Source organism: Citrobacter sp. CK202, assembly GCF_030333225.1.
Classification (GTDB): Bacteria; Pseudomonadota; Gammaproteobacteria; order Enterobacterales; family Enterobacteriaceae; genus Citrobacter_B; species Citrobacter_B koseri.
The window spans coordinates 61,587-78,173 of sequence record NZ_JAOWGI010000007.1 but is presented as its reverse complement, the minus strand read 5'-3'; the positions used below and the strand labels follow the sequence as shown (position 1 = coordinate 78,173).

Sequence of the window (16,587 nt, the reverse complement as noted above, 5' to 3'; positions counted from 1 at the left end):
AATCATCACAAGAATGTTAACTTGCGCGCAAAAACATAATTTTCACTATTTATAAAAATGAAATAAATGTTTTATTTAAGGGGTCGTTAGTTCACCGCATTCACCAACACCGGGAGCCGTTATGTTTAACATTGCTTTACTGGGAGCTGGCCGAATTGGTCAGGTACATGCCGCTAACATCGCAACCCACAAAGAGACTACCCTGTGGTCTGTCGTTGATCCGAACGAGACCTTTGCCTCCCGCCTGGCTACGCAATATCAGGCCCGTCAGCAAAGTCTTGATGAGGCGATGACCGATCCTGATGTTCATGCCGTGCTGATTGCCTCCGCCACGGATACCCACGCCGATTTGATTGAACTGGCCGCCCGCCACGGCAAAGCCATTTTCTGTGAAAAGCCCGTACATCTTGATCTTGCCCGCGTGCGCGACTGCCTGAAAGTGGTCAAAGAGTTCGACGTGCCGCTGTTTATCGGCTTTAACCGTCGTTTCGACCCACAGTTCCGCCGCGTTAAAACCGAGGCGCAGAGCGGGCGCATCGGCAAGCCGGAATCATTGCTGATTATCTCCCGCGATCCTTCTCCGCCGCCTGCGGAATATGTGCGCGTCTCCGGCGGGATGTTCCGCGATATGACCATCCACGATTTCGATATGGCGCGTTTCATCATGGGGGAAGAGCCTGTTTCGGTCTACGCCCAGGGAAGCAATCTGGTCGATCCGGCAATTGGCGCGGCAGGCGATATCGACACCGCGTTTATCGTGCTCAAGTATGCCTCCGGCGCGCTGGCGACCATCGTTAACAGCCGTCGCTCGTCTTATGGCTATGACCAGCGTCTGGAGCTGCACGGTTCCGAAGGTCTGCTTACGGCGGGCAATATTCTCGAAAACCAGGTGCAGCACTTTGGCCAGAACGGCTGCACCAGCGCGCTGCCTGAGCATTTCTTCCTGCAACGTTATCAGGCTGCCTATGCCGCCGAGTGGGAGCACTTTGTCGCCATCTTACGCGGCGAGGCAGTGCCGGAGTGCAGCGGTGATGACGGCGAGCGTGCGCTGTATCTGGCTGATAAAGCGCTGGAGTCATTGCACAGCCAGCGTGAAGTTCTCCTCTGATTTTCCATAACAACACACCCTACACAGAGAGACATAACAATGAAAAAGCTGATTTTAGCCGCCTTCATCGCCATGACAGCCGGGGCGGCAATGGCCGAGAACGAACAAATTGTTTTCAGCACGCCGAACCTGGCAATGCCGTTTGAAGTTCACATGCAGCGCACGGCGGTGAAAGCCGCGAAAGAGATGGGCGTCAGCCTACAGGTTCTGGACGGGCAGGGAAGTTCGCCGAAGCAGGTTGCCGATCTGGAAAACGCCATCACCCGCGGCGCCCAGGGATTCATCGTCTCCCCGAATGATGTCAACGCAGTTTCCAGCGCGGTGGATGAGATTCAGGACGCTAAGCTGCCGGTGGTGACGCTCGATCGCTCCGTCGATAGCCAGAAGCAGGTTCCGCATTTTGGCGCGAACAACTACAAGGGCGGCCAGGCCATTGGCGACTTTGTCAAAAGCAAATTTCCTGACGGTGCAGACATTGTGCTGTTGACCGGCCAGCCGGGTTCTTCTTCCAATATTGAACGCACCAAAGGCATTCGCGACAGCCTGAAGGCGGGGGGCGATACGTACCGCATTGTTGCTGACCAGACCGGTAACTGGATGCGTTCGGAAGGAATGCGCATTGTTGAAAGCGTGCTGCCGTCGTTGAAAAAACGTCCGCAGGTCATCCTCTCCGCCAACGATGATATGGCGCTGGGCGCGATTGAAGCGTTGCAGGGGCAGGGGGTGAAACCGGGCGAAATTCTGGTGACGGGATTTGACGCGGTGCCGGAAGCGCTGGCGCGGGTGCGCGACGGCTGGATGGCGGCGACGGCGGATCAGCGTCCGGGCTTCGCGGTACAGACGGCGATGAGCCAGCTGGTTGCGAACGTGCGTGAGAAGAAAGCCATCACCGGTGCGGATTATCCGCCGACGTTAATCACCAAAGAGAACCTGCAACAGGCCGAGCGTATCGGCGAAGCCGGTAACTGATTTGCCCGGAGCCGCCGTCGCTGCGGCGGCTCGCATTAAAGGAGGAGCAGACCGATGTTGCAACCCTTACTGAACGTTACCGATCTGGCAAAGAGCTTTTCCGGCGTCTGGGCGTTGAGCAACGTACAACTGACCGTCGGGACGGGGGAGATTCACGCGCTGCTTGGCGAGAACGGCGCGGGGAAGTCCACGCTGCTGAAAGCGCTGGCAGGGGCGCAGCCGCAGACCCGTGGGGACATCTGGTTCAATGGCGAAACGCTGCCGGTGGAGGACTCGCCGGTTGAGCGGCAAAACAAAGGCATCATTACCATCTATCAGGAATTTAATCTGCTGCCCAACATGACCGTTGCGGAAAATATGTTTCTCGGGCGCGAGCCGCGTAAACGTAATGTGATCGTCGATGCGAAGGCCGTGAACCAGGAGGCGCAGGTGGTGCTGGACTATCTGCAACTGAATGTCGCGCCGACCACGCCGGTTGCCCGCCTGAGCGTGGCGCAGCAGCAAATGGTGGAGATCGCCCGCGCGCTGACCCTGAACGCGAAGCTCATCATTATGGATGAACCTTCCGCCGCGCTGAGCGACAGCGAAGTGGAAAGCCTGCACCGCGTCGTGCGGGAACTTAAAGGTCGGGGCGTGAGCATTATTTATGTCACCCATCGCCTGCATGAAGTTTTCCAGCTCTGCGATCGCTTTACCGTGTTTCAGGATGGCCGCTTTACCGGCAGCGGCGCGGTCGCGGAAACCAACGTGGAACAGCTGATCCGCCTGATGGTGGGACGAGACGTGGCCTTTAATCGTCGCCCCCCCAGCGAAACCCATCATGAAGACAAACCGATTCGCCTTGCGGTGAAGGGGCTGTGTCGCGAAAAGCCGCCGCTGGACCCGCACGGCATTGCGCTGCACGACATCAGCTTTCACGTTCATGCCGGGGAGGTGCTGGGGATTGCGGGGCTGGTCGGCGCCGGGCGTACCGAAGTGGCGCGCTGTCTTTTTGGCGCTGACGGCTTTACTTCCGGGACGTTCGAGCTGGACGGCGCGGCGTATCACCCCCGTGACCCGATGTACGCGCTGGATCAGGGCGTGGCGCTGGTGCCGGAAGATCGCAAAAAAGAGGGGGCGGTGCTGGGACTGTCTATTCGCGACAACCTGTCGCTCTCCAGTCTCTCTTCGCTGCTGCGCTGGCGCTTTTTCGTCAATACCCGCAAGGAAGATGACCTGATCGAATCTTACCGCCAGGCGCTGCAAATCAAGATGGTCAATAGCGAGCAGGAGGTGCGCAAGCTCTCCGGCGGCAATCAGCAGAAAGTGATCCTCGCGCGCTGCATGGCGCTCAATCCACGGGTGCTGATTGTTGATGAACCGACGCGCGGCATTGATGTGGGCACCAAATCCGAGGTGCACCAGGTGCTGTTTGATATGGCGAAACAGGGCGTGGCGGTGATTGTGATCTCTTCCGATCTGCCCGAAGTGATGGCGGTTTCCGACCGGATCATCACCTTAAGCGAAGGCCGGGTAACCGGTGAAATCCACGGCGATGACGCCACCGAAGAGCGGCTCATGATGATGATGGCCATCAACCATAACGCCCTGAACGCGGCATAACGGAGTTTCACATGACGCAGATAGTGACCAAAACGCAACCCCCTGCCAAACGTAGCGGACGTATCGATCCGATCGCTTTTTTCGAGCGCTTTGGGGTACTGATTTTTATGTTCCTGCTGCTGATTTTTTTCCAGACGCAGAACAGTAACTTCCTGTCAGAACGCAATATTTTCAACATCCTGACCGAGGTGTCGATCTACGGGATCATGGCCGTGGGAATGACGTTCGTCATTCTGACTGCCGGAATCGATCTGTCTGTCGGTTCCATTCTGGCGGTATGCGCCATGACGGCAGCATACGTGATTAAAGGCGACAACTTCACCACGGTAGACCCGAGCGCCTGGGGCGGGATGAGCTGGCTGATTGGCCTCGGCATCTGCCTGGCGATGGGGACGGCGATTGGCTTCCTGCATGGCCTGGGCGTGACCCGCCTGCGCCTGCCACCGTTCATTGTCACCCTCGGCGGGATGACCATCTGGCGCGGCCTGACGCTGGTGATTAACGACGGCGCGCCCATTGCCGGTTTTGACCAGGGCTACCGCTGGTGGGGGCGTGGCGAACTGCTCGGTATCTCCATCCCGATCTGGATTTTTGCGCTGGTGGCGATCGGCGGTTATCTGGCGTTGCACAAAACGCGCTGGGGCCGTTTCGTCTACGCCATTGGCGGCAACCCGGAGGCGGCGCGTCTTGCCGGGGTCAACGTCAAACGTGTGCTGGTCAGCGTGTATGTCGTGATTGGCTGTCTGGCCGGGCTGGCGGGGTTTGTGCTGAGCGCCCGTCTGGGCAGCGCGGAGGCGGTGGCCGGGATCTCCTTTGAACTGCGCGTTATCGCCTCGGTGGTCATTGGCGGGACATCGCTGATGGGCGGCTATGGTCGCATCGGCGGCACCGTTATCGGCTCGATCATTATGGGCATTCTGATAAACGGTCTGGTGCTGATGAACGTCTCCGCCTACTACCAACAAATTATTACCGGGCTGATTATTGTGCTGGCGGTGGCGTTTGATACCTATGCCAAGAGCCGTCGTGGCGCGCTGTGAGGGATAAATAATGAAACAAGTGCGAATTGGATTGATTGGGACGGGATACATCGGCAAGGCGCACGCCATTGCCTATGCCCAGGCGCCGACGGTGTTCAACCTGCAAGGCCAGCTGGTGCGCGAAATGGTGGCGGAAGTGACGCCGGAGCTGGCGGCGGAACGGGCGCAGGCATTCGGGTTTCGTCGTTCGACCGGCGACTGGCGTGAGCTGGTGGCAGACCCGAATATCGATGTGGTGGATATCTGTTCGCCCAACCATCTGCATAAAGAGATGGCGCTGGCGGCCATTCGCCACGGTAAGCACGTCTATTCGGAAAAGCCGCTGGCGCTGAACGCTCACGATGCCCGCGAAATGGTTGAGGCCGCAAAACAGGCCGGGGTGAAAACGCTGGTGGGTTTTAACTATATGAAGAACCCGACGGCGGCGCTGGCGAAAGAGATCATCGCGCGAGGGGAGATAGGCGACGTGATCCACTTCTACGGCACCCACAACGAGGACTATATGGCCGACCCGCTTTCCCCCATTCACTGGCACTGCTTTAAGGAGACGGCGGGGTTAGGGGCGCTGGGCGATCTGGCGGCGCATATCGTCAATATGGCGCACTACCTGGTCGGCGATATTCGCGAAGTCTGCGGCGACCTGAAAATTGTGGTGCCGGAGCGCCCGGCCAGCGCGGGATCGGCGCAGAAGGTGGTCGTGGAAAACGAAGATCAGGCGCACGCGATGGTGCGATTCGCCAGCGGCGCGCAGGGGGTGATCGAAACCTCCCGCGTGGCCTGCGGGCGCAAAATGGGGCTGTCATACGTGATTACCGGCACCAAAGGCGCCATCAGTTTTACCCAGGAGCGAATGGCCGAGTTGAAGCTCTATCTGCATGACGATCCGGTTAACCGCCAGGGATTTCGCACCCTGTTGGTGGGGCCAGTGCACCCGGACTATGCCGCGTTTTGCATGGGGGCGGGGCACGGCATCGGCTTTAACGATCAGAAAACGGTGGAAATCCGCGACCTGGTGAACGGCGTTGCCGCCGATGCGCCGATGTGGCCGGATTTTGAAGAGGGCTGGAAAGTGTCGCGCGTGCTGGACGCCATCGCGCTCTCGTATCAGGAAGGCCGCTGGCTGAATGTGAACGATATTGTCTGACGAGGTATCAACGTGGAAAAGCAGTTTGATGTGATATGCATGGGCCGCGTGGCGGTTGACCTCTACAGCCAGCAGATTGGCGCACGGCTGGAGGATGTCTCAAGTTTTGCCAAATACCTCGGCGGTTCCTCCGGGAATGTCGCCTACGGCGCCGCGCGCCAGGGGCTGCGTTCGTCGATGCTGGCAAGAGTGGGCGACGAACATATGGGGCGCTTTTTGCGCGAAGAGCTTAACCATGTTGGCTGCGATACCAGCCATCTGATAACGGATAAAGAACGCCTGACGGCGCTGGTGCTACTCGGCATTAAAGACCGGGACACCTTTCCACTGATTTTTTATCGCGATAACTGCGCGGATATGGCGATTACCGCCAGCGATGTTGACGAGCAGTACATCGCTTCATCCCGCTGCCTCGCCATCACCGGGACCCATCTTTCTCATCCGCAAACCCGCGACGCGGTGCTGACCGCGCTGACCTGTGCCCGCCGTCACGGCGTGCGCACGGTTCTGGATATCGACTATCGTCCGGTGCTGTGGGGGCTGACCTCGCTGGGCGACGGCGAAACGCGCTTTATTGCCGCAGAGCAGGTCACTCGCCAGTTGCAGGCGGTGTTGCACCTGTTTGATGTGATCGTCGGCACCGAGGAGGAGTTTCATATTGCGGGCGGCGCTACCGATACCGTGCAGGCGCTGGCGCAGGTGCGTGAGGTAAGCGCGGCGACGCTGGTTTGTAAACGCGGCGCGCTGGGCTGCTCGGTGTATACCGACGCGATTCCGCCATCGCTGGATGACGGGCTGACGGTGACCGGCGTGCGCGTCGAGGTGCTCAATGTGCTCGGCGCGGGCGATGCGTTTATGTCGGGGCTGCTGCGCGGTTATCTCAATGATGAAGGCTGGGAGCAGGCCTGCCGCTACGCCAACGCCTGCGGCGCGCTGGTGGTTTCGCGCCACGGTTGCGCGCCCGCGATGCCGAGTAAGGTGGAGCTGGATGACTACCTCTCCCGCGAGCATCAGGTGCCGCGCCCGGATCTTGATCCACGGCTTAATCATCTGCACCGCGTCACGACGCGTCGGCGTAACTGGCCGGAACTGTGCGTGATGGCGTTTGATCACCGCAGTCAGCTTGAAGAGATGGCGCTACAGTGCGGCGCCTCCCTGAAGCGCATTCCGGCGCTGAAAACGCTGATCTTACAGGCCAGCCGCGATGCGGCGAACAGCGCGGGGCTGGAAGGAAAAGCCGGTCTGCTGTGCGACGGAACGTTTGGCCAGGATGCGCTGAATGCGATAACCGGCGAAGGGTGGTGGATTGGCCGCCCGATTGAGCTTCCCGGCTCACGGCCGCTGGAGATGGAGCACGGCAACATTGGCACTCAGCTTATCAGTTGGCCGCAGGAACATGTGGTGAAGTGCCTGGTCTTTTTCCACCCGGAAGATGCCCACGGCCTGCGCCTGGAGCAGGAGCAGAAAATCGCCGAGGTGTATCACGCCTGCTGTCAGTCGGGGCATGAGCTGCTGCTGGAAGTGATTTTACCTGTGGGTATGCCGCGCAGCGATGAGCTTTACCTGCGGGCTATCTCCCGCTTCTACAACCTGGGCATTTACCCCGACTGGTGGAAACTGCCGCCGCTCTCCTCTGACGGCTGGACGGCGCTGAGTGACATTATCGAACGCCGCGACCCGCACTGCCGTGGCGTGGTGATTCTTGGGCTGGATGCGCCAGCCGAACAGTTACGCGCAGGGTTCAGAGCCGCTGCCGGACATGAGCTGGTGAAGGGGTTTGCGGTGGGGCGCACGCTGTTTGGCGAGGCTTCCCGCGCATGGCTGAAACATGACATTGACGATGCGCAACTGGTGACGCGCATTCGGGATAACTATCTGCAACTGATCGCCTGGTGGCGCGAGCGCGGGCAGGCATAACTTTAGGAGAACATTATGGCTGTGCAATTAGGCATTAATCCTCTGACATGGACCAATGATGATTTGCCCTCTCTTGGCGCGGAAACGCCGCTGGATACCTGTCTGAGCGAAGGTAAAGAGGCTGGTTTTGCGGGCTTTGAACTCGGTAATAAATTCCCACGCGAGGCGCGTCTGCTGGGGCCAATCCTGCAACGCCACGATCTGAAGCTGGTGTCCGGGTGGTATTCCGGTCGCCTGCTGGAGCGGAGCGTAGAAGAAGAGATTGCGGCGGCGCAGGCGCATTTGACGTTATTGCGCGAGCTGGGGGCGAAAGTGATGGTTTTCGCTGAGGTGAGCCATTGCATTCACGGCGAACAGCAGACGCCGGTTCACCTGCGTCCGCGATTCCCGCAGGCGCGCTGGGCGGAGTATGGCGAGAAGCTCACCGCGTTCGCCCGCTATACACAGCAGCAGGGAGTGCAGATTGCTTATCATCACCATATGGGGACGGTGATTGAGTCCGCAGAGGATGTGGACAATCTGATGACCCATACCGGCGATGAGGTTGGATTGCTGCTCGACACCGGTCATTTAACGTTTGCTGGCGCCGATCCGCTGGCGGTGGCGCAACGCTGGGCGAGCCGTATTAATCATGTGCACTGTAAAGACGTGCGCGCCGACGTGCTGGCGGATGTGAAAAACCGTAAAACCAGCTTTCTGGATGCGGTGCTCAGCGGCGTCTTTACCGTACCGGGCGACGGCTGCGTGGATTACCCGCCGATTATGCGACTGCTGAAAGAGCACGATTATCAGGGCTGGCTGGTGGTAGAGGCGGAGCAGGATCCGGCGATTGCCCATCCGCTGACTTACGCGCGGCTGGGATATAACAACCTGAGCCGCCTGGCGCGGGATGCCGGTCTTATCTGAGGAGGCGCTATGTCACGTTTACTGTCACGCTGGCAACAGCCTGACGCGCAGGGACGTACCCAGTCCGTCACCCCGGAGCGGGCAGGCTGGGGCTATGTCGGTTTTGACGCGTTTGAGCTTGAAGAAGGGCAGCAGTTGCATCTTCCCGCCGTTGCTGAAGAGCGCTGTCTGGTGCTGGTGGCGGGGAGGGCGTCTGTCACCACGCCAACCGCGCAGTTTTCAGAGATTGGCGAGCGGATGAGCCCGTTCGAGCGTATTAAGCCGTGGGCGGTATACGTTACGCCCGGAGAAACGGTACAGGTACAGGCGTTAACGAAGCTGGAGCTGGCGGTATGCGCCGCACCGGGCAAGGGAACGTATCCCACCCGCCTGATTGCGCCGCAGGATATCGACGGCGAGGCAAGGGGCAAGGGGCATAACCAGCGCTATGTACACAACATTCTGCCGGAAGATAAACCTGCCGATAGTCTGCTGGTGGTGGAAGTGTGGACTCACGAAGGCTGTACCAGTTCGTACCCGAGCCACAAGCACGACACTGACAATCCGCCTTACGAGACCCTTCTTGAGGAGACGTATTACCATCGCCTCAACCCGGAACAGGGATTTTGTATGCAGCGGGTATACACTGACGATCGCTCGCTCGATGAGTGTATGGCGGTCTACAATCGCGACGTCGTGATGGTACCGAAAGGCTATCACCCGGTGGCGACAATGGCCGGGTATGACAGTTATTACCTGAATGTGATGGCAGGCCCGGTGCGCAAATGGATTTTCACCTGGGAAGACGATCACGCGTGGATTAACCGCGATTACCCTGCGCGTTGAGAACGCGGTAAATAAAAAAGCCCCTGGCGTATGCTGAGGGCTTTTTGCTTTTCGCTGCTATCGTGAGGCGCCAAAAACCTGTACGGCCTGTTGCAGCCGTGACGCGCGTCCCGTTAAATCCCCTGCGGCATCCGTCACCTGTTCCACCATTTCCGCATTGTTGTCCGTCATGGAACCAATTCGTGAAATTGAATTGTTGATCTGTTCGAGCGCTAAAGTTTGTTCCCGCGTCGCCAGGCTTATCTCTTTGATCATGGTAGACATCTGCAACACGTCATCGATCATTCCGGTAAGGTGTGTTTCCGTCTGCTCGACCATTTGCACTCCCGTATTGACGTTGGTGACGTTTTTCTCGATAAGCTGCTTGATCTCTTTTGCCGCAGACGCAGAATGCTGGGCGAGGTTACGCACCTCTGCGGCAACGACCGCAAATCCGCGCCCGGATTCACCGGCGCGGGCCGCTTCGACCGCTGCATTCAGCGCCAGGATGTTGGTCTGAAAAGCAATACTGTCAATGACGCCGATAATGTCCACGATTTGACTGTTATCGCGTGAGATAGCCTGCATCATGGTGATGGTTTGCTTCATGATATGGCCGCCTTCAGTCGCATTGGCGCTGGTACTGTCGGCCATCGTCATTGTCTGGGCCGCGGTATCTGCGGTTTGTTGCACTGCGCTACCGATCTCTTCAATGGCTGCGGCGGTTTGTTGCAGGTCGGCAGATGTCTCTTCTGAGCGGCTCTGCAATGCCGTGCCTTCCTGAGACACGCGCTGGCTGATAGCCTGAATACCGGATATTTGCGTGCTGACATCATCAACCAGGGAGCGCAGATTAAGCCCCGATTGATTCACCAGTCGCATGAGCATTCCTATTTCGTCCACGCGCTGCAAATGGCAATTATCAGGTTTACGGCCCGAAACCACTTTTTGCATCTGCGCCAGCAGCGTATTAACCGGCTGACAAATTTGAACCTTAAGGTAAATAGCCAGGAGCAAAAATAACACGATGATGCTGCCTCCCTGAATAGCAGGAGGAACAGGTAAGAAAATAAATAACAGGGCTGCCAGACTGGTGATGGCTAAAGCATAATTGACGCGTTGGCTAACCGACAGCCATTTAAACATCGAAAGCCAGGACAGCGCTCCGCGACGGATAATTATGCCTTTAAAAAGTCGAAACCCTTTAATTCCATTATTATTTATTTTTTGATAAAGCTGTTCGCTGTGCGAAACTTCATCCCGGGAAGGCACGGTGCGTACTGAAATATACCCCGTTAATTTTTCATTTTGCCAGACAGGGGTAACATTTGCGCGTACCCAGTAATGATCGCCGTTTTGTCGCCGGTTTTTGACCAGCCCGGTCCAGCTATCGCCTTGCAGTATCGTGTGCCACATGTCAGCGAAAGCGGCAGAGGGCATGTCCGGGTGGCGAATAATATTATGTGGTTTACCCATTAACTGCGTTTCATTAAATCCGCTGGCGTCGATAAATGCAGAGTTAGCATAGGTAATATGACTGTCTTTATCTGTGGTTGATAATAACGTTGTTTTATTGTTAAGCAAATATTCTTTTTGCGTGACAGCTGTGTTGTTTTTCATGAAAACTCCATGACGCTATTTATATAAAATGCAAATTTCACCCATTGTGCATCAGGTAAATAATAGTAAATGGCGGTTTTATCTGAGGTGTTACATTCTCTACTAATCATCATTTATATGAAAGCACTTCAAATGAATTTTTATTTTTAATAAACCTGGCGTGTCATAAATATGAAACACATAAATGCAGGTTGATAATCTGGAATTGATATATATCGACTTAAACTAAATCTAAAAGATAAAAAAGAGCTGATTTATTAGGGCTGATAAATGCCCGCTTTCCTTGATGGGTTTTAGCCCCCTCCGCGAAGCCCGTTGCCGCGTTGCGGTCAGTATTCTTATTCATGATGCGATCCCTTTGTGATGAGCTAACCCGATGTCATTTATAGACATCTGGATGGCTAATAATATTTTGCTTTATCTTATGCTTTTTATGTCGTTGTCAGTCAGGGAGAGCTGTGAAAAATTTCGTAAATCAAATGATTATCAGAAAGGATTTACAGCGGATGCTCTCCAGTCGCCTCGACATGCGCGGTATCAGCCTGGCCTTTTCCGGCTTTCAGGCGCTCTCCCGCGTTGATTTCACCCTGACGGGCGGTTCCGTGCACGCGCTGACGGGGGCGAACGGTGCGGGGAAATCCACGCTGATGGCGGTGCTCTGCGGCACGCACGACCATTACGAAGGGGAAATTGCAATTAATAACCAGCCGGTGCCGATACGCGAACCGCTGGACGCCAAACGGCTGGGCATTCATCTGGTGCAGCAGGAGGTGGATGTTGCGCTGATCCCGGGGTTGAGTATTGCGGAAAATATTATGCTCGATCAGCTGGCGCAGCCGGGACACCGCTACCGCTGGCGCGCTATTCGCCAGCAGGCGCGTGACGCGCTGGCTCAGCTCGATGTTCATCTGGATGTGCGCCGGGTCATCGATGGTTGCACGCTCGCCGAAAAGCAGCAGATCCTGCTGGCCCGCGCGCTCTCGCACCACTGTCGTTTTCTGATCCTCGATGAACCCACCGCGCCGCTCGATCAGCATGAAAGCGAACGGCTGTTTGCCGTGGTGAAACGCCTGCAACAACAGGGGATCGGCGTGGTGTTTATCTCCCATCGCATTCATGAGCTAAAGGCCATTTGCGACACCTTAACCGTACTGCGCGATGGCAAGTTGATTGAGTCCGGGCCGATGGCGGAACTGAGCGCTGACGCCATCGTCGAGAAGATGCTGGGTCATGAGTTAAACGATATCTATCCGCCAAAACGCCCGCCGCATGCTGATGAAACGCTGCTGCGCGTGGAAGGGCTGCATGATGAACGGCTGCTGAAAAATATCAGTTTGCACCTGCATAAAGGTGAAATTCTCGGTATCGCCGGGCTGGCGGGGGCCGGGAAAACCGAGCTGTGCAAGGCGCTGTTCGGCGCGTCGAAAAGCCGCGTTGAACGCGGCGAACTCAATCATCAACCGTGGACGCCGCGCGACCCGGTTGATTCGGTGACGCGCGGGCTGGCGCTGGTGCCGGAGGAGCGGCGCAAAGAGGGCATTTTTATTGATGAGTCCGTCGCCATGAACCTGGCGGTCGCCGCCGATAACCGTTTCTCGCGCTGGAGCTTGTTTGGTCATCGTCAGGCATGGCGCTGGGCGGAAGCGGTGATTGCCCGCGTCGGCGTGCGCGCTCGCGGGCCGGGGCAAGTGTTGCGTCGGCTTTCCGGCGGCAACCAGCAGAAAGTGGCGATCGGCAAATGGCTGCGCGGCGACGCCCGCGTGCTGATTTTCGACGAGCCGACCAAAGGCGTGGACGTGAAAGCCAAAACCGACCTGTTTGCGCTGATCGACGGCCTGGCGCGGGAAGGCAAAGGGGTGATTTACGCCTCCGGTGAGTTCGCCGAACTGGTGGGGCTGTGCGACCGCATCTGCGTGTTGTGGGACGGGCGCATCGTGGCGGAAGTGGAGGGCGCGCAGGCCCGCGAAGAGACACTACTTTATTATTCAACCGGAGGAACGGCGTTGTGAGTAAGGCCCTTTCAGTCAATGCAGCGGCGTCTGGCCGCCAGCAGATTTTCGATTTTCTCTATAAGTGGGGCATGCTGCTGACGGTTGTCGTGCTGATCGCTATTTTTGGCGTCGCGTCGGATAACTTCCTCGATCCCTTCAATATCATCAACATCCTGCGCTCTATTGCGATCGTCACGGTGATTGCGATTGGCGTCTCCATCTCGCTTACCGTCGGCGGTTTTGATCTTTCCGTTGGCTCAACCGCGTCGCTGGCGAACGCACTGGTGATTTCGTTATTCGTCTGGCACGGCTTTGGCACCACCGGGGCGATTGTCATTACCCTGGCGCTCTGTACGCTGGTGGGGCTGTTCAACGCTTTTCTGATTGTGGTGCTGCGTATTCCCGACATGCTCGCCACGCTTGCCAGCCTGTTTGTGATTCAGGGGGTGGCGATGACCTACAGCTACGGCGGCTCTATTACTGAAAACATGGTGCTGCCGAGCGGTGAAATGGCTGAGGGGCTTATTCCGGCGGCATTCGGCGCGCTGGGGCAGGTGCCGACTATTGTTGTCGTGATGCTGGTCGTGACGCTGGCGGCGCAGCTCGCGCTGTCGCTGACCACCCACGGGCGACGGATGTACGCCATTGGCGGCAACCCGGAAGCGGCGCGCCTCTCCGGTATTCGCACCACCCGCTATAAAGTGGCGGCCTACGTCATTGCCTCACTGCTGGCGGGGTTAGGGGGCATCCTGCTGGCTTCGCGTATTGGCTCTTCACAGGTTAACGCCGGGGGAGGCTATTTGATGGATGCCGTCGCGGCGGCGTGGATCGGCTTTTCGCTGGCCGGTTCCGGCAAACCGAATGCGCTCGGCACGCTGGTGGGGGCGGTGATCCTTGGCGTGCTCTCCAACGGGCTGGTGATGCTCTCGGTACCCTATTACGCAATGGACATTATAAAAGGGCTGGTGCTGGCGGCGGCGCTGGCGATCACCTACATACAAAAACGTTAACAACACAACGGGAAACGATAATGAAAAAAACTGCACTTTCTTTGTTGGCGCTGGGATTACTGAGTTCGTTGCCGGGCTATGCGGCAACGCCTGCGCCGGTGCCAGCGGCCATTGCCGGGCATAATGGCCCGGTTCGCATTGCGGTGATCCGCAACCTTGGCTCTGATGACAACACGACCCAGTTCGTTGCGGGCGCGATTCAGGAGGGGAAAAAGCTCGGCTTTAAGGTCAGCACCTTTTTAAGCAATGGCGACGACGCGAAATTCCAGGATTTCGTTAACCAGGCGATCAGCCAGAAGTATGACGGCATTATTCTCTCTCAGGGGCGCGATCCGTACTCCACCGCGCTGGTGAAGAAAGCGGTAGATGCCGGGATCAAAGTGGCGGTGTTTGATACCGCCGTCAACGGTGAGATCCCGGGCGTGACGGTAACTCAGCAGGATGACGCTTCGCTGACCCATCTCTCCTTTGGACAACTGGTAAAAGATTTCAACGGTAAAGCCAATATTATCAAGCTGTGGGTCGCCGGTTTCCCGCCGATGGAGCGCCGCCAGGCGGCTTATCAGCAAATGCTGAAGGACAATCCGGGGATTAAAGAGCTGGAGTCTATCGGCGCGGTCTCTTCCGACGTGCAGGGCGATACCGCCAACAAAGTGGGCGCGGTGCTGGCGAAATACCCGAAAGGGAAAATCGACGCTATCTGGGGGACCTGGGACGCCTTTAGCCAGGGGGCGTACAAAGCGCTGAAAGAGAACGGTCGCACTGAGATTAAGCTCTACAGCATCGACATCTCCAACCAGGATTTGCAACTGATGCGCGAGGCGGGCAGCCCGTGGAAGGTGAGCGTGGCCGTTGACCCGAAACTGATTGGCGCCACTAACGTGCGGCTGATTGCCAATAAGATTGCCGGTGAACCTACGCCTGCCACTTACGATTTTAAAGCCGCAGCCATTCCGCAGGCGCTGCTGGCAGCGCAGCCGGGGGCGGTTAACGTCGCCTCATTAGGCAAAATCATTCCGGGCTGGGGCCAGACGGAAGACTTTATCGCGCCGTGGTTTGCGACGCTTGAGGCGAAGAATAAATAATGCCCGGTGGCGCTGCGCTTACCGGGCCTACAATGCGCTCTCTGTAGGCCGGATAAGGCGGTTACGCCGTTTGGCAAAAGGAGATTAAGGTGACTGAATTACCGCGCCCCGACTATAGCCGCAATATGCGGCTGATTGGCCATAGCGACCAGGGCGGTCGCCCGGACGGCGTACAGCTGATGGTACATCGCGGTTTTGCCTATATTGGCCATATGGTGTCGCAGGGGGTTTCGATTGTTGACGTGCGTGACCCGAAAAATCCACGGGCGGCGGGCTATGTGCCTGCACCGCCAGGCACCTGGAACGTGCATTTGCAGGCGCATGACGATCTGCTGCTGGTGATTAATGCCCGCGATTTGTTCGCCGATGCCCGCTTTGCCGATGAAAAGGTCTACTACACGCGGCAGGTCGGTGAGACGGTCAGCGACGTGCAGGACCGGGGCTGGAGCGCAGGGCTGCGCGTGTTTGATATTTCCACGCCGGATAAACCGCGTGAAATCGGTTTTCTTTCCCTGAATGGGATTGGCATTCACCGCATCTGGTACGTCGGCGGACGCTGGGCCTACGTCTCGGCGCTGATCGACGGTTTCACCGATTACATCTTCCTGACCATCGATCTGGCCGATCCGCGTAAGCCAGAGGTGACCGGGCGCTGGTGGTTGCCAGGGATGAATCAGGCGGCGGGAGAGACGCCAGACTGGCCGGAGGGCAAACGCTATGCGCTGCATCACGCGATTATCGCTGGCGATACCGCCTATGGTAGCTGGCGTGACGGTGGTCTGACGCTGCTGGACGTGAAAGATCGCACGCAGCCGAAACTGATTAGCCATCGCAACTGGAGCCCGCCGTTTGGCGGCGGCACACATACTGCGCTACCGCTGCCGGACCGCGATCTGCTGGTGGTACTGGACGAAGCGGTGCTCGACAATCAGGAAGACGGCGAAAAGCTGATCTGGCTGTTTGATATCCGCGAGCCGTCGAATCCGGTGAGCATCGCCACCTTCCCGCAGCCGGATGAGGCTGATTACGTGGCGAAAGGGGCGCACTTCGGGCCGCATAACCTGCACGAAAACCGCCCTGGCAGCTTTATTAGCTCGACGCTGATTTTCGCCACTTACCAGAACGCAGGGGTGCGCGCTTATGATATTACCAATCCTTATCGTCCGGTAGAGACCGGCGCGCTGGTGCCTGCGGCGCCTGAGAAGATGATGGATACGCGGCCAAATCGCCCGCAGGTGATCCAGTCCTGCGATGTGTTTGTCGATACGCGGGGGATTATCTACAGCACGGATTACAACGGTGGGTTATCGGTGATTGAGTATCTGGGGTAAGTATTTGCCGGGTGGCGGCTTCGCCTTACCCGGCCTGCATTCGGATCGTAGGCCCGGTAA

The 16,587-nt window shown here is 57.6% G+C and carries 14 protein-coding genes; 12 read left to right on the top strand and 2 right to left on the bottom strand.

Annotated features, from left to right (window positions below):
• Nucleotides 1-121: 121 nt before the first annotated feature.
• Genes iolG through iolB form a run of 8 tightly spaced genes read left to right on the top strand, consistent with a single transcriptional unit; the run spans nucleotide 122 to nucleotide 9,511 of the window.
• Nucleotides 122-1,108, top strand: a complete 987-nt coding sequence (iolG, locus tag OGX84_RS00400; RefSeq protein WP_012134755.1) for an inositol 2-dehydrogenase — start codon at nucleotides 122-124, stop codon at nucleotides 1,106-1,108.
• Between the two features lie 39 nt (nucleotides 1,109-1,147).
• A complete protein-coding gene (locus tag OGX84_RS00395) occupies nucleotides 1,148-2,077 on the top strand; it encodes a substrate-binding domain-containing protein (protein ID WP_012134754.1) in 930 nt (309 codons plus the stop codon).
• A gap of 54 nt (nucleotides 2,078-2,131) precedes the next feature.
• A complete protein-coding gene (locus tag OGX84_RS00390; protein ID WP_047461783.1) occupies nucleotides 2,132-3,679 on the top strand; it encodes a sugar ABC transporter ATP-binding protein in 1,548 nt (515 codons plus the stop codon).
• 11 nt (nucleotides 3,680-3,690) lie between these two features.
• Nucleotides 3,691-4,719, top strand: coding sequence for an ABC transporter permease (locus tag OGX84_RS00385; protein ID WP_012134752.1), 1,029 nt, complete (start codon nucleotides 3,691-3,693; stop codon nucleotides 4,717-4,719).
• A gap of 10 nt (nucleotides 4,720-4,729) precedes the next feature.
• Nucleotides 4,730-5,863: a Gfo/Idh/MocA family protein gene (locus OGX84_RS00380; RefSeq protein ID WP_112001712.1), complete on the top strand. Its 1,134-nt coding sequence runs from the start codon at nucleotides 4,730-4,732 to the stop codon at nucleotides 5,861-5,863.
• 12 nt (nucleotides 5,864-5,875) lie between these two features.
• On the top strand, nucleotides 5,876-7,780 hold the full coding sequence (locus OGX84_RS00375; RefSeq protein ID WP_047461790.1) for a bifunctional 5-dehydro-2-deoxygluconokinase/5-dehydro-2-deoxyphosphogluconate aldolase: 1,905 nt from the start codon (nucleotides 5,876-5,878) through the stop codon (nucleotides 7,778-7,780).
• 15 nt (nucleotides 7,781-7,795) lie between these two features.
• The gene (gene iolE / locus OGX84_RS00370) at nucleotides 7,796-8,686 is read left to right on the top strand and encodes a myo-inosose-2 dehydratase (protein ID WP_112001714.1); all 891 of its coding nucleotides are present in this window, start codon (nucleotides 7,796-7,798) and stop codon (nucleotides 8,684-8,686) included.
• 9 nt (nucleotides 8,687-8,695) lie between these two features.
• Nucleotides 8,696-9,511 (top strand): 5-deoxy-glucuronate isomerase, encoded by an 816-nt coding sequence (gene iolB / locus OGX84_RS00365; protein ID WP_047461795.1) that lies wholly within the window; start codon nucleotides 8,696-8,698, stop codon nucleotides 9,509-9,511.
• Between the two features lie 57 nt (nucleotides 9,512-9,568).
• Here the strand turns inward: iolB and OGX84_RS00360 are convergent, their stop codons facing one another.
• Entirely contained in the window at nucleotides 9,569-11,110 is a 1,542-nt protein-coding gene (locus tag OGX84_RS00360) for a methyl-accepting chemotaxis protein (RefSeq protein WP_112001715.1), read from the bottom strand.
• Between the two features lie 220 nt (nucleotides 11,111-11,330).
• Entirely contained in the window at nucleotides 11,331-11,456 is a 126-nt protein-coding gene (locus OGX84_RS00355; RefSeq protein WP_256995298.1) for a hypothetical protein, read from the bottom strand.
• A gap of 160 nt (nucleotides 11,457-11,616) precedes the next feature.
• Between OGX84_RS00355 and OGX84_RS00350 the strand changes: the two genes are divergently transcribed.
• The 4 genes from OGX84_RS00350 to OGX84_RS00335 all read left to right on the top strand — a co-directional run bounded on the left by OGX84_RS00350 (nucleotide 11,617) and on the right by OGX84_RS00335 (nucleotide 16,527).
• Nucleotides 11,617-13,119, top strand: a complete 1,503-nt coding sequence (locus OGX84_RS00350) for a sugar ABC transporter ATP-binding protein (protein ID WP_047463951.1) — start codon at nucleotides 11,617-11,619, stop codon at nucleotides 13,117-13,119.
• On the top strand, nucleotides 13,116-14,111 hold the full coding sequence (locus OGX84_RS00345) for an ABC transporter permease (protein ID WP_112001716.1): 996 nt from the start codon (nucleotides 13,116-13,118) through the stop codon (nucleotides 14,109-14,111). The genes OGX84_RS00350 and OGX84_RS00345 overlap by 4 nt, the downstream gene beginning before the upstream one ends.
• Nucleotides 14,112-14,131: 20 nt before the next feature.
• Nucleotides 14,132-15,196: a sugar ABC transporter substrate-binding protein gene (locus OGX84_RS00340; protein ID WP_060815943.1), complete on the top strand. Its 1,065-nt coding sequence runs from the start codon at nucleotides 14,132-14,134 to the stop codon at nucleotides 15,194-15,196.
• An 89-nt stretch (nucleotides 15,197-15,285) separates the two neighbouring features.
• Entirely contained in the window at nucleotides 15,286-16,527 is a 1,242-nt protein-coding gene (locus OGX84_RS00335; protein WP_112001717.1) for an LVIVD repeat-containing protein, read from the top strand.
• The last annotated feature ends 60 nt before the right edge of the window (nucleotides 16,528-16,587 follow it).

Excerpts from the sequence above, each read along its gene's own strand:
- iolG (WP_012134755.1), top strand. The coding sequence starts at position 122 with ATGTTTAACATTGCTTTACTGGGAGCTGGCCGAATTGGTCAGGTACAT.
- OGX84_RS00395 (WP_012134754.1), top strand. The coding sequence starts at position 1,148 with ATGAAAAAGCTGATTTTAGCCGCCTTCATCGCCATGACAGCCGGGGCG.
- OGX84_RS00390 (WP_047461783.1), top strand. The coding sequence starts at position 2,132 with ATGTTGCAACCCTTACTGAACGTTACCGATCTGGCAAAGAGCTTTTCC.
- OGX84_RS00385 (WP_012134752.1), top strand. The coding sequence starts at position 3,691 with ATGACGCAGATAGTGACCAAAACGCAACCCCCTGCCAAACGTAGCGGA.
- OGX84_RS00380 (WP_112001712.1), top strand. The coding sequence starts at position 4,730 with ATGAAACAAGTGCGAATTGGATTGATTGGGACGGGATACATCGGCAAG.
- iolE (WP_112001714.1), top strand. The coding sequence starts at position 7,796 with ATGGCTGTGCAATTAGGCATTAATCCTCTGACATGGACCAATGATGAT.
- iolB (WP_047461795.1), top strand. The coding sequence starts at position 8,696 with ATGTCACGTTTACTGTCACGCTGGCAACAGCCTGACGCGCAGGGACGT.
- OGX84_RS00360 (WP_112001715.1), bottom strand. The coding sequence starts at position 11,110 with ATGAAAAACAACACAGCTGTCACGCAAAAAGAATATTTGCTTAACAAT.
- OGX84_RS00355 (WP_256995298.1), bottom strand. The coding sequence starts at position 11,456 with ATGAATAAGAATACTGACCGCAACGCGGCAACGGGCTTCGCGGAGGGG.
- OGX84_RS00350 (WP_047463951.1), top strand. The coding sequence starts at position 11,617 with ATGCTCTCCAGTCGCCTCGACATGCGCGGTATCAGCCTGGCCTTTTCC.
- OGX84_RS00340 (WP_060815943.1), top strand. The coding sequence starts at position 14,132 with ATGAAAAAAACTGCACTTTCTTTGTTGGCGCTGGGATTACTGAGTTCG.